The organism is uncultured Draconibacterium sp. (assembly GCF_913063105.1).
GTDB lineage: Bacteria > Bacteroidota > Bacteroidia > Bacteroidales > Prolixibacteraceae > Draconibacterium.
Window position 1 is genome coordinate 16,641 of record NZ_CAJXYQ010000009.1, and the last position, 14,558, is coordinate 31,198.

Genomic DNA, 14,558 nt, shown 5'->3' on the forward strand with positions numbered 1-14,558 from the left:
TGATTTCTTTTACTTTTTCTTGAATGTCCACAATTTATAATTTAAAACGCTTTACATGAATATACGTTTACTTTTCATGGTGGTCGGGATGTTTGCGTTGTTGTCATCGTCGGCTCAAACTATTCTGTTAACCGAAGATTTTGAGACTGATGGAGAAGGCAGCAGATACACTTCTTCCACGTTCTCAAATTGCACAAATAACGACTACTTTTTACGCACAAATTTAAATCCATATGTTTGTTTAACTGCCGGATTCGGAAATGCACTTACAAATGTGCAAGGCAGTTATTTTTGGGTTTCAGAAGATATTGAATCTGTTGATAACCCCAATGGCTCCTTTGCCACTTTAACCTTAAATCCGGTTAACGTATCGGGGTACACCAATATAAGTGTTTCTGCATTTTTAGCCGAAGGAAGAGCAGATGGTATGCGTTGGGAAATCGATGATAAAGTTGAAATTCAGGTCAGCTGGGATGGCGGAAGCTACCAAACCATAGGTCGTTTTGTTGGCGACAATGCATTTGGTGGTTATTTAAGAGAGGATACTAATTTAGACGGTTTGGCTAATGGAGGTGCTTCTACGGTAGGGTTGGCCTTTACCAACTTTTCGTACAGTGTGCCCGGTGGTGGAACAAATCTTTCGGTTCGGATATACCTCAATGCTCACGATGGTACTGAGGAGTTGGCCTTCGATCAGATTGTTGTTCGTGGCGATGTTGGAACACCGGCAAATTATGCTCCGGTGCTTGCCAGTATCGAATCTTCTGCAATTGTCTTCACTGAAGGCGATTCTCCAGTTACGGTAAGCAGTGCCATAACGGTGTCAGACCTTGATGATACCAGTCTTGATAGTGCCTTTGTTGAAATATGTACTGGTTTTAACCCGGCAGAAGATGTTCTGACTTTCAGTGCTGTTGGTGGAATCGGTGGCTCATTCGATCCGCTTTCGGGTGTGTTAAAACTTAGCGGAAATTCTTCATTGGCAAATTACCAAACAGTATTACGTAGTGTTCAGTATCAAAATATCAATACTACCAACCCCTCAAATTCTTACCGCGAAATATGTTTTTCCGTTCATGATGGAACTGATGAAAGTAATGTTCAAAAACGCGGAATTACGATAATGGATGTAATTACAGAACTTGTTTGTCTGCCATTTGAAGAGAGTTTTGAACAGGATGGGGAAGGAATTACTTATGTATCAAATACCTTTGATGATTCTCCAAATCCAGATTTCTTCTTGAGAACGAATACTCAGCCAGGCGATCATGCCGAAAGCGTATCTGGTATTGATGGCAGCTATTTTTGGGCCAGCGAAGATGTAATCGGTACAGCTACGGGCAATAACCCGGGAGTTATTGAATTTGCGCCTTTAAATATTGCTGGAAATTCAAACTATACCTTTAATATTTTAATGGGTACCAGTAATCATAACGGATTGCGCTGGGAACAAACCGATAACATAATTTTGCAATATAATATTGATGGTGCCGGGTGGAATACTTTTGGATTATTTCAGGGCGATGATCCTTTTGGAGGTGACTTAAGGCTTGACCTCGACAACGATACCGATACAGTTGGTGGTGGCGGCCCTTATGGAGATATTGTTCCCAATGGTTCTGTTGATGATTTTGAATTTACCTTCTCGGGTACCGGAAGTGAAATGAAGATTCGAATTGTTGTTGAACAGGACGGAGGATCAGAAGAGTTGGTTTTAGATAACATTAGAATTAGTGGCGATGTTTCGTCAGCGTTAAGTTGCAGCGATACCACTGTTTTTCTTGATAATGCCGGTGATGTTTCAATTACTCCGGAATACCTGACTGATGTAAGCACTGCAAATTGTGGTGTTGATTCTGTTCTACTCGATATTTATGATTTTACATGTGGGGAATTAGGAGACAACACGGTTACAGTTACTGTATATCATTCCGATACAACAACCTCAACCTGTAGTTCAGTAGTTACCGTTGTCGATACTGTTGCCCCGCAGGCCATTTGCCAGGATGTCGCAGTTTTCCTCGATAGTTTTGGTCTGGCAACAATTGATTCGCTTACACTTAACGGAGGATCATCTGATAATTGTTCAATCGCTATGTTTAGTGTTGATAGCACTACTTTTGATTGCAGCGAAATAGGAACTAACACGGTTGTACTAACGGTTGAGGATGGAAGCGGAAATTTGGCACTTTGTTCTGCCACAGTTACTGTTTATGATACTATTGCTCCGGTTGCCATAACAGCGGATACCACTGTTTATCTTGATGTATCAGGATTGGCTTCTGTTGATTCCTCGTTCATAAATAATGGCTCATCAGATGTGTGCGGAGTAGCTACCATTGCGATTGATAAAAGTAGTTTCGATTGTAATGAGGTTGGACCGAATTCGATTACCATGACCGTTACTGATGTTAATGGAAATTCATCAGTGGCAATGGCTGTTGTTACCGTCAAAGACACAATCGCTCCGAATGTAATTGCACATGATACTACCCTTTATCTCGATTTGAATGGATTGGCAGTATTTGCCGCCGCAGAAGTTGATGCCGGCTCAACAGATAATTGTAGCATTGATTCGATGTATCTTTCACAAGACACTTTTGATTGTAGCGATATTGGGATGATTGCTCCACCGGTAGCTCTTATGGAAAAAAGTGCTACTCTGGCTCCGCCAATGGGAGTGACTGTGGAATTAACCGTGGTTGATAAAAACGGGAATAGCAATAGCGATTGGTTTAATGTGAGTGTTGTAGATACCGTTTCTCCAAAAGCAATGTGTCACGATACGCTAATTTATCTCGATGAATGGGGAGTGGCAAGTCTCTCGTCAGCAATGATTGATGATGGCTCGTACGATAACTGTAGTGCTGTGATGTTAGGCGTTGACAGTAGTAATTTTGATTGTAGCGAAATTGGTGCCAATGCCGTAACCTTAACAGTTCTCGACATATATGGAAATACAGCGATGTGTAGTGCGACAGTAACAGTAGTTGATACTTTTGCACCAGTTGCCTCGTGTGCTGATACAACTGTTTATCTTGATGGCGACGGTATGGTTTCAATTGAACCGGGTTTTATTGATGATGGCTCGAGCGATGCCTGTGGAATTGATTCCCTTGCACTCGATATTACTTCATTTACCTGCGATAATATAGGGGTGAATCTGGTGGAGCTGTCAGTTTTCGATCCAAGTGGAAACAGAAGTACCTGTTCGGCTAATGTTACCGTGGTAGATACCATACCGCCAACAGTAATTTGTAAAAATTTAGCAATTAACCTGGGAGAATCATCGAGTATTGAAATCCAACCGGAAGATTTGGATAATGGCTCAAGCGATGCCTGTGGCATAGCGTCATACGCGCTAAGTAAAACTGTTTTTACGGGTGTTGATGTTGGAGTAAACCTGGTAGAACTCACCGTAACCGATATTCATGGAAACTCAGCAGTTTGCACCTCAACAGTTACGGTTCAGGATACTATTGCCCCGGAGCTGTGGTGCCAGAATGTAGGGGTAACACTTGATGAACAAGGCGAAACCCGCATTTATGCTGCATTTGTTCTCGACAGTGTTTACGATGCCGGAGGTATTGCCTCGTATACTGTTGATATAGATAAAATGGATTGTAGCCATGTAGGCAAAAACATTGTTACCCTAAGCGTAAAAGACTATGGAGGCAATGTAACCACCTGTACAGCCCAGGTAACCATAAACGATTTATTTGCGCCATTTGTAGCTTGCCGCGATTTTGCAGTTGCCTTAAATGCCGAAGGTTTTGCCGAGGTACCGGCCGACAGTATTGATGCCGGATCAAGCGATGCCTGTGGTATTGCCGGCATGGAGTTGTCGCAAACAGTATTTACCGCTTCCGATTTAGGCGAAAACACCGTAACCCTTTATGTAAGCGATGTAAATGGCAATACCGATAGCTGCCAGGCGGTAGTAAGGGTAACAGATAACATCGCACCTGTTGTTAATTGTAACCCGCTGGAAGTGTGGGTAAGCGATGAAAACGACTACGAACTAAGCCCGGCAGACCTTGCCGAACTGGCTGCCGGCAGCCTCGATAATGCCACGGAATTCGATAGCCTGACTATCGGGGTAAGTCCATCGGTATTTAGCTGCAGCCAGGCCGGCGATTCAGTAACAGTTGAAGTAATGGTTACCGATGAATCGGGCAATGAAAGCAGCTGTGAAACCAAAGTATATGTGAGTTATTTACTTGCTGCGGAACTGGAAGATATTGAGGTAACTCTTGATTCGGGGCAGTGCGAAACAAGGGTTGATTACCCTGAGTTTTTCGCAAACGGCTGTGCCACATTTACACTTGTTGACGGCTTGGGGGCCGATGGCCTTTTCCCTGTAGGAAGTACCGTTGAAAGCTGGGAAGTAGTTGCTGGCACCCAGGTAGATACTGTAACATTTGCCGTAATTGTAGAAGCTCCGAACCAGGTTCCAACACTTGATGCCACAGCTGATACCACCGTTGCCGAAGACCAGGTACCGGAGCTATTGCTGACAGGAATAAGTGCGGGCAACGATTGCCAGGCACAGGCGCTGACAGTAACAGCAAGCAGCATTGCCGATGGCTTACTGGAAACCATAGCTGTAGACTATGAAGCCGGAAGTACAACTGCGGTACTTACCCTCTCGTTTATTGCCAACCAGAGTGGCGAGGCCGAGGTAGTGGTAACAGTGGAGGATGAAATGGGAGCAAGCATTACCGATACATTTGTGGTAACTGTAAGCCCTGAAAATGATGCCCCGGAGCTGGTGAAAATGATTGAAGACCAGCAGCTCCAGGCCGAAGATGAGCTAATAGTTACATTGAGCAAAGTATTAGGCGAAGTATTTGCCGATGCCGATGGCGATGAGCTTAGCTGGACATTTATGCTTGCGGGCGACAGTATTCCTGCGTGGATGACGACAGAAGAAACAGCCACCGAATATGTTCTTGATTTTACACCGATGCGTTCAGATACCGGTTGTTATACAATAGTAGTGCAGGTGAGCGACCCAGCCGGAGCAACAGCGCAGGATAGTTTTGAGCTTTGTGTAACAAGCATTCCGGTTGCAGTTGTTGATTTCGGCGAAAGTGTATTTGATGTAGTCATGTATCCGAACCCATCCAAAGGGATGATACGTGTTGAGCTGGAGACAAGCTCGGGATCAGCAACAGAGGTATCGGTTAGTAATGTTGCCGGAGCAGAAGTTTTCCGCAGGTCATACCTTTCGGGCGATGCAATTCAGCTTGATTTATCAGGCCATGTGAGCGGCATGTACCTGGTACGTGTAGCACAGGATGGAAATCAGGTTATCCGAAAACTGATACTCGACAAACAGTAAAGGTTCGAACTAACACCTATAAAAAAAACAGGAACCAGTCGGTTCCTGTTTTTTGTTTTATAAAGATTGTTAATTTTGAGAACTATTCTTCGAATAGAAACCTTGAGATTTCTAATCCGGTAAAATATGTTAAAGTCAAAACTCAATCTCCATTTATATAGTTTGTTGTTGGTAATTACTCCGTTTCTGTTGCTTCAAAACTACTTACAGGATGCAATAGGGGAATTGTCACGACTAACCATAAGTATTTTCAACTTTGAAATTAAAATAATGCTGGTACTGGTAGCAGTGGTTAGTATTGTGCTCATTTATTTGGTAATAAAAAATTTATCGCCAGGCAGAGTATTTGGTGTATTGTTTGTCGGACTTCTGTTATTTGTTGGCTACAATACAAGCGATTTCTACTTTAATCATCACTTTTACGATATTCAACACAACTGGCATTATTTTGCTTATGCCATTTTCTCGTTGTTGGCATGGAAATACTATTTTCAACAAACACATAGTGCCGAAAAAACTATTTTGCGAACTTTCTTGTTAGCCCTGATTTTGTCGCTATGCGATGAAGTTATACAGGTTTTTATCTCAAGCAGGGTATTTGATTTGTCTGATGTTGCTAAAGATTTATGGGGATGTATGATTGGTCAATTTGTCATTCATTTTATTCTTTTTGATATGAAATACCTTACATTTAAAAAATTCTGGCAAAGAGGGATTAAAAACTGGATCAGGAATGGTTTGTTTTTACTAACTCTTGAATTATTTTTTGCCTGGATTTTCTTAAATGTATCTTCCATATTATCAAATGCTATATATGTGTTACCTGTAATTCTGATTACTTTTGTTGTATTCTTTGCAGTTGCGTTTGTATTTCAATTAGTGGGTAATTTAAGGTATCGCAAACTTACTTTAGGCGTAATTGGTTGCGGGTTTTTAATCGTATTTTTTACTTTTTTGTTTTCAGAACCAGATTTAGCAAGTAAGCATAAAAACCTTGTTGTTTATAAAAATATTCCCATTTTATATTTTGATGTAATGATTTTTCCAGATGGAATGGTAAGACCTGTTGACAAAAAGGTAGCTTTTAATAGCCGAGACAAACAAAAGATTAATTCAATAGGAGCAGATATTGTTATTTTAGGTACCGGTTCAAAAGGTAAGGGCGGAAAAGGTTATCAAGACCAGGTTCCTGTTGAAATGTGTTATAACCACGAGAAAAACAAAGTTTATCAATTGATTAAGTTGCCAAATGAAGAAGCCTGTGTTTTATTTAATCGTTTAAAGCAGGAAAATAAAGAGGTATTAATGATAATGCATAACTCATGAAAGAGGATAGAGTAATATCAGCAATTATTATTGGCTTGTACATAATTTTAGCTCTTTTTGCTGTAGCCAGTACTTTTAATCCGGGATGGTTGCAAAAAATATCGGAACTCGGCAAAAATACTGAGGCATTGACCTTTATTGATAATGCAAACCGGGAAATGTACAGTGGCAACTGGAAGGGGGCCGCAATGCAATACCAGCAAGCCTTAGTAATTGATGTCGATAATCGGGAAGCCTACGGGAATTTGGGTATTGCATTAACTCGTTTGGGGCAGTTTTCGAAAGCAAAACAATGTTTTGAAAATGTAAAAAGGTTAAATCAGGGACTTGATTCGATGGCACATTTCAATTACTTTGAAAGTATTGGGAACCTCGAAAAATCGATAGGCGATTACAATTTGCGGCAAAACAAAGAATATCATAAAAATTACCGGAAAGCACTTTCAGCTTACAAAAAAGCAATTGTATTGATGCCGCATGAACCCATTTTGTATTACAAGTATGCATACCTGTTAATGAAAGAGCAAAATGATAGTTTGGCTATTAAGTATTTTAATGAAGGAATCTCAATAAATCTAAATAAAGATACTTATTACTACAGTGCTTTACTGACGGAATATTTACCTGCAATTGTTTCTGGAGACACTGAAATTATTGAAAATATTGAACAGCTCTACCAGGAAAGAATAGCATGGGAACGGTTTGATACGGAATCCTTAAAAACTTTTCAAAAGGCTGATATTCGCTTAGGGAACGCATACTTTAATCTGGGAGTACTCTACAAAAGAAATGGTTTGAAACAACTGGCAGCTAAACATTTCGAATATGCTGTTAAGATAAATCCACAATTGTCGAATAATATAAACCGGATGAAATAGGAATTTATCTGAAATTATAACTACCCTTTTAATGATTGGTTGGTGCTATTATTTGTTTTATTGTGGAGTAATGGTAACGGGCGTTTAGTCGAAATCATTTTACCAAATGATTATAAAAAATTATTGCTAATACTATTTTGTTAATTATTATGAAGTAGTTATTGTGCATCTGTTCATTATGGATTAGAGAATTATAAGCAATTTTAACCTCTCTTATCAGTATATCAAATGATTTTGGCCTTATTATATTTTGTATAATAGAGGCGAAATTCGGGGATGCTTCTATGTCCTTATCTTTCTATTATGTTAGTATATGTACAAACCACAAAATTCAAAAAATGAAAAAAAATTTACTTTTTTTTATGCTGCTAATTTGTAGCATAAGTGTGCTGAGGGCACAAGAAAACTTTACAAATCCTATTGATATTGGAGTGTTGACAGGAAATTATGATTGTGGACAGGTTCCTTTTTCAGATACACGCTACACTCCGTCTTATGCTGATGATATCAATAATCCTAATCCTGATGTATTTTATAAATTTCAAGTATCGAGCAGGGCTACTGTAGAAATGGATATGTGTGATGCCAACTTTGATACTTATATATATTTGTATAATTCTTCTCAAACAAGAATTGCAGCTAATGACGATAGTGGTATCTGCGGGTCAACGGCAAGCTATTTAAGTCAAACCGTTGATGCAGGTACCTATTATATTATTTGCGAAGGATATAGTTCAAGGTCTGGCACTTATACGCTTGACGTTTATATTTCAAACGCAGCGCCTGTGCCTGATGTTGATCCACTTCCTACAATAAGCGGAGAATGCTCGGCAACTGTTACAGGTCCACCACCCACTGCAACCGATGAATGTGATGGTACTATTACTGGTACAACCACAAGTCCGTTAACCTATAATTCACCCGGAACTTATACCGTAGTCTGGCAATATTCAGATGGTGTTGATGTAACCACCCAAAACCAAACAGTTATTGTAACTGATAATACTGACCCGGTTCCGGATTTGGAAACATTGCCTGATGTGTTGGGAGAGTGTTCTGCTACAGTGTCAACAGTGCCAACCGCCACCGATAATTGTTCCGGAACCCTTAATGGTACAACTTCAGATCCTCTTACCTATAATACCCAGGGAACACATGTTGTAACGTGGAACTTTAATGATGGGAATGGTAACGTAGTAAATCAAAACCAGAACGTGATTATTGATGATATAACTGACCCCCTGGCCGTGGCAAAAGATATAACTGTTTATCTTGATGCTACAGGAAGCGTATCCATTGATTCGTCAGATATCAATAATGGGTCTTCCGATAACTGCGCCATTGCTGCCATTTCTCTTGATAAAGAAAATTTTAGTTGTAGCGATGTGGGCGATAACACTGTTGCGGTTACCGTTACAGATATTGGAGGAAACTCTGCAGAAGACACGGCAACAGTAACAGTGGAAGATAATATTTTGCCTACCGTACTTGCCAATAATAAACTTGTATTTCTTGATACTAATGGGTTGGCAACTTTGAGTGCAGCCGCAGTTGATGCTGGCTCGTATGATAATTGTGGTATAGACACCATGTATCTTTCGCAAGATACATTTTATTGCGATGATGTTGGTGGAATGCCGCCGGTGGCTGTAGGCGAAAAAAGTGGGCAGATTGATGTGCCTCCCGCGGGAGTACCTGTACAATTAACAGTTGTTGATGAACATGGGAATAGTAACAGCGATTGGTTCTATGTTAGTGTGCTGGATACCGTATCGCCGACAGCGTTGTGCCATGATACAACAATTTATCTTGATGAAATGGGAGTGGCAAGCCTTACGCCTGAGATGATTGATGGTGGTTCTTTTGACAATTGCGATATTGCGCTACTTGGTATTGACAGTAGTAGCTTTGATTGTAGTGATATAGGAGCTAATCTGGTAACATTAACCGTTGAGGACGTGAATGGAAACAGGTCATCATGTGTTGCCAGTATAACTGTTGCAGATACTATTTCTCCCAACTTAGAATGTTCAGATATAGTTGTTGAATCAGATGCAGATGCTTGTGGCACAATTGTTTATTACAATAAAATTATTTTTTCGGCAGATTTTACGAATGGGCAGGTTGCTACAAGCTGTGAAGATTGGCAGGCTTTTAGGGCAAGTTTATTGGCCGATTATACCTACGAAAAATTAACAATCATGGGATCTTTTGATGCCGAAGGAGTTTCTGTAACGGATAGTGAAAAGGTACAGCAAATTGCTAATGCACTCCGCGCTGGAACTGATGTTACTGTTAACGACGCAGAACGAGTGTGGAGAGTTGGATCCTGTGGTTCAGGGATTGAACTCAGTGCTGCGGGAAGTATTTGCTCATGTCCTTCTGATGAATATATTGTTCGGCCATGCATTGGAAATAGTAACTGGGGAGGAGCAGGAACAGCAACTTGTAACGGCCCAACGCAGACTATTAGTGTAGAGTTTGAAATTACCCAAAGTATATCAGATGAAGATAACTGTGATGTTGAAAGTGTAGTTTATTTGCCGGAAGACGGTTCTTTTTTGCCGGTGGGAGAAACCACAGTAATAAAAACAATAACTGATCAATCGGGAAATTCCTCACAATGCGAATTTACCGTTACCGTAGAAGACCGCACAGCCCCAACTGTTTTGGCTAATGATACACTGTTGTTTCTCGATGCGGATGGATTGGTAGCTTTAAGTGCAGCCGGAGCTGATGACGGTTCGTTTGATAACTGCAATATCGATACGATGTACCTCTCTCGGGATACATTTGACTGTGATGATGTTGGTGAAATGCCACCGGCAGTGGTGGAAGAAAAGAGTGGGCAGATAGATGCACCTCTTATGGGAGTTCCCGTGGAATTAACCGTTGTTGATGAACATGGAAATAGCAGCAGCGACTGGTTTTATGTAAGTGTGTTGGATACTGTATCTCCAAACGCCCTTTGTCATGATACTACAATTTATCTTGACGATGAGGGTATGGCAAGTCTTACTCCGGTCATGATTGATAATGGTTCTAACGACAATTGTGGCATTGCCATGCTTAGTATCGACAGTAGTAGCTTTGATTGCAGTGAAATAGGAACAAACCTGGTCACGCTAACTGTGGAAGATGTTAACGGAAATTATTCTTCATGTATGGCAACCGTGACTGTTGCCGATAGTTTAAAACCAATTGCTGTAGTTAATAATCCAACAATTTATTTAGATGCAAATGGAGAGGCGACACTAACCGCATCTGAAGTTGATGCCGGATCTGCGGATAATTGTGGCATTGACACGATGTATTTATCACGTGATACTTTTTACTGTGATGATATCGGAAGTGGAGTTCAACAGGAGGTAAGTTTAAAAAGTGCAGAATTTTTTCCTCCTACTACAGGTAGCGTTCCGGTAACTTTTACTGTAGTTGATGTCAACGGCAACAGTTCTTCCAATATCTCATGGGTAAATGTTCAGGACACAATTACTCCTTTTGCTATTTGTAAAGACACTGTATTGTTTCTGGGAGAAGATGGAGTTGCTTCTTTAGACTCTTCAGATTTGGATAATGGCTCAAGCGATGCCTGTGGCATAGCGTCATACGCGCTAAGTAAAAGTGTTTTTACGGGTGTTGATGTTGGAGTAAACCTGGTAGAACTCACCGTAACCGATATTCATGGAAACTCAGCAGTTTGCACCTCAACAGTTACGGTTCAGGATACTATTGCCCCGGAGCTGTGGTGCCAGAATGTAGGGGTAACACTTGATGAACAAGGCGAAACCCGCATTTATGCTGCATTTGTTCTCGACAGTGTTTACGATGCCGGAGGTATTGCCTCGTATACTGTTGATATAGATAAAATGGATTGTAGCCATGTAGGCAAAAACATTGTTACCCTAAGCGTAAAAGACTATGGAGGCAATGTAACCACCTGTACAGCCCAGGTAACCATAAACGATTTATTTGCGCCATTTGTAGCTTGCCGCGATTTTGCAGTTGCCTTAAATGCCGAAGGTTTTGCCGAGGTACCGGCCGACAGTATTGATGCCGGATCAAGCGATGCCTGTGGTATTGCCGGCATGGAGTTGTCGCAAACAGTATTTACCGCTTCCGATTTAGGCGAAAACACCGTAACCCTTTATGTAAGCGATGTAAATGGCAATACCGATAGCTGCCAGGCGGTAGTAAGGGTAACAGATAACATCGCACCTGTTGTTAATTGTAACCCGCTGGAAGTGTGGGTAAGCGATGAAAACGACTACGAACTAAGCCCGGCAGACCTTGCCGAACTGGCTGCCGGCAGCCTCGATAATGCCACGGAATTCGATAGCCTGACTATCGGGGTAAGTCCATCGGTATTTAGCTGCAGCCAGGCCGGCGATTCAGTAACAGTTGAAGTAATGGTTACCGATGAATCGGGCAATGAAAGCAGCTGTGAAACCAAAGTATATGTGAGTTATTTACTTGCTGCGGAACTGGAAGATATTGAGGTAACTCTTGATTCGGGGCAGTGCGAAACAAGGGTTGATTACCCTGAGTTTTTCGCAAACGGCTGTGCCACATTTACACTTGTTGACGGCTTGGGGGCCGATGGCCTTTTCCCTGTAGGAAGTACCGTTGAAAGCTGGGAAGTAGTTGCTGGCACCCAGGTAGATACTGTAACATTTGCCGTAATTGTAGAAGCTCCGAACCAGGTTCCAACACTTGATGCCACAGCTGATACCACCGTTGCCGAAGACCAGGTACCGGAGCTATTGCTGACAGGAATAAGTGCGGGCAACGATTGCCAGGCACAGGCGCTGACAGTAACAGCAAGCAGCATTGCCGATGGCTTACTGGAAACCATAGCTGTAGACTATGAAGCCGGAAGTACAACTGCGGTACTTACCCTCTCGTTTATTGCCAACCAGAGTGGCGAGGCCGAGGTAGTGGTAACAGTGGAGGATGAAATGGGAGCAAGCATTACCGATACATTTGTGGTAACTGTAAGCCCTGAAAATGATGCCCCGGAGCTGGTGAAAATGATTGAAGACCAGCAGCTCCAGGCCGAAGATGAGCTAATAGTTACATTGAGCAAAGTATTAGGCGAAGTATTTGCCGATGCCGATGGCGATGAGCTTAGCTGGACATTTATGCTTGCGGGCGACAGTATTCCTGCGTGGATGACGACAGAAGAAACAGCCACCGAATATGTTCTTGATTTTACACCGATGCGTTCAGATACCGGTTGTTATACAATAGTAGTGCAGGTGAGCGACCCAGCCGGAGCAACAGCGCAGGATAGTTTTGAGCTTTGTGTAACAAGCATTCCGGTTGCAGTTGTTGATTTCGGCGAAAGTGTATTTGATGTAGTCATGTATCCGAACCCATCCAAAGGGATGATACGTGTTGAGCTGGAGACAAGCTCGGGATCAGCAACAGAGGTATCGGTTAGTAATGTTGCCGGAGCAGAAGTTTTCCGCAGGTCATACCTTTCGGGCGATGCAATTCAGCTTGATTTATCAGGCCATGTGAGCGGCATGTACCTGGTACGTGTAGCACAGGATGGAAATCAGGTTATCCGAAAACTGATACTCGACAAACAGTAAAGGTTCGAACTAACACCTATAAAAAAACAGGAACCAATCGGTTCCTGTTTTTTTTATAATCATTTTTTGTTACTCCCTTTTTAAGGTTTAGCTTCCGCTAAAATCAACGGCATCAAACAATATTGATGGGGTGCGAACTGAAGAGTCTGTTTTTACATCTGAACCCAATTCTTTTATATTCATTAGCAGCGTTTTCATATTACCAGTAATGTTCATTTCTGATACAGGCTTAACAACTTGGCCTTTTTCAATTAAAAATCCATCAATACCGTATGAGAAATCGCCGGTTGATCCATTGCAGTTTCCACCGTTAAAACCGGTCACAAATATTCCTTTGTCGATTGAGGCAATAAGGCCCTCAAGGTCTTTTGTGCCAGGTTCAAAAACAATATTCGTAGTACTTCCGCCTGTTGGTTCAGTTTCCAACTTTTTAGCGTAATAGGTGTCAATGTAATAGGTTTTCAGCACTCCTTTATCGAAAATGCTGCGTTTTTTTGTCGCCAGGCCCTCACCATCAAATAAACGCGAACCACGGCCTCCAACAATAAACGGGTCATCGGTTATGCTAAGCTTGTCCGAAGCAACTTTTTCATTTAACTTGTCGATTAAAAATGAATTTTTTTGCTGAATAGAAGCACCGTTAATTGCTTCTAATACCGGACCTAAAAGGCGGCCTACAACACGATTTTCCACCAGCATTGGCATGGTGCCCGATTTTATTTTTTCGGCTCCAATTTTTTCAATAGCTCTTTTTAGGGCAGTAGTTCCGGTTCCGTCCTTTTTCAAATCATTAAACTTAATGGCACTTTCGCCCCAGCTAAATTCGGGGCGGGCATCACCACCTTTTACCGAAACTTCTGTACGTATGGCGAAATACGAATTTGCAGTGTCGCCCTCAAAACCATTGCTGGTAACCATAACACGCTCGCTTAAACCATCGTAGTAGCTCGATGAGACAGAGATTAAGCGCTCATCTTTTCCTAAAACTTCTTGCTCTGCGGCAAAAGCCAAATCTATTTTCGTTTTCGGATCGATGTTGTTAAAGTTGGCATCCAATGCGCCCAAATCTTTACCGCCACCTTTGTAATACAATTCCGGTTCAGGCAAAGTACGGAAAGGGTCTTCTGATAAATAGCGCGTACCATCAATTGCTTCCTCGATAAAACGGGCTAAATCTTCTTTTTTCATTCGGCTGGTAGAGTGGGCCGAGTATTTTCCGTCTACAAATAAACGAATGGAGAGACCACTCTGGATGGCTTGTTCCAATTTATCGATTTTTTCTTCGCGAACCTCAACGCTGCTGCCCGTGCTGTTTGATATACTTACGCTTACTTGCTGAGCACCATTTTCTAATGCATGGTTCATAGCCCATTTGGCCAATGTATATTTTTCTTCTTTTGTCATTGTTTTAAA

At 41.7% G+C, this 14,558-nt stretch carries 5 protein-coding genes; 4 read left to right on the forward strand and 1 reads right to left on the reverse strand.

Translation table 11 applies throughout. The annotated features are described in order from the left end of the window. Positions 1-55 precede the first annotated feature (55 nt). From QZ574_RS10610 to QZ574_RS10625, 4 genes are all read left to right on the forward strand, one after another. Complete coding sequence (locus tag QZ574_RS10610; protein WP_297089459.1) at positions 56-5,344, forward strand: T9SS type A sorting domain-containing protein; 5,289 nt, start codon at positions 56-58, stop codon at positions 5,342-5,344. Positions 5,345-5,614: 270 nt separating this feature from the next. Beyond that, complete coding sequence (locus tag QZ574_RS10615; RefSeq protein ID WP_297089564.1) at positions 5,615-6,670, forward strand: VanZ family protein; 1,056 nt, start codon at positions 5,615-5,617, stop codon at positions 6,668-6,670. Continuing rightward, entirely contained in the window at positions 6,667-7,548 is an 882-nt protein-coding gene (locus QZ574_RS10620) for a tetratricopeptide repeat protein (protein ID WP_297089460.1), read from the forward strand. Before QZ574_RS10615 ends, QZ574_RS10620 begins: the two co-directional genes overlap by 4 nt. A 338-nt stretch (positions 7,549-7,886) precedes the next feature. Next, a complete protein-coding gene (locus QZ574_RS10625; protein ID WP_297089461.1) occupies positions 7,887-13,145 on the forward strand; it encodes an HYR domain-containing protein in 5,259 nt (1,752 codons plus the stop codon). A gap of 87 nt (positions 13,146-13,232) precedes the next feature. On the opposite strand, the gene QZ574_RS10630 is transcribed toward QZ574_RS10625, so the two are convergent. Beyond that, positions 13,233-14,549 carry a TldD/PmbA family protein gene (locus QZ574_RS10630; protein ID WP_297089462.1) on the reverse strand — a complete coding sequence of 439 codons (1,317 nt, stop codon included), beginning with the start codon at positions 14,547-14,549 and terminating at the stop codon, positions 13,233-13,235. Positions 14,550-14,558: the final 9 nt, after the last annotated feature.

Coding starts and splice junctions, on each gene's coding strand:
- QZ574_RS10620 (WP_297089460.1), top strand. CDS start 6,667: ATGAAAGAGGATAGAGTAATATCAGCAATTATTATTGGCTTGTACATA.
- QZ574_RS10615 (WP_297089564.1), top strand. CDS start 5,615: ATGCTGGTACTGGTAGCAGTGGTTAGTATTGTGCTCATTTATTTGGTA.
- QZ574_RS10610 (WP_297089459.1), top strand. CDS start 56: ATGAATATACGTTTACTTTTCATGGTGGTCGGGATGTTTGCGTTGTTG.
- QZ574_RS10630 (WP_297089462.1), bottom strand. CDS start 14,549: ATGACAAAAGAAGAAAAATATACATTGGCCAAATGGGCTATGAACCAT.
- QZ574_RS10625 (WP_297089461.1), top strand. CDS start 7,887: ATGAAAAAAAATTTACTTTTTTTTATGCTGCTAATTTGTAGCATAAGT.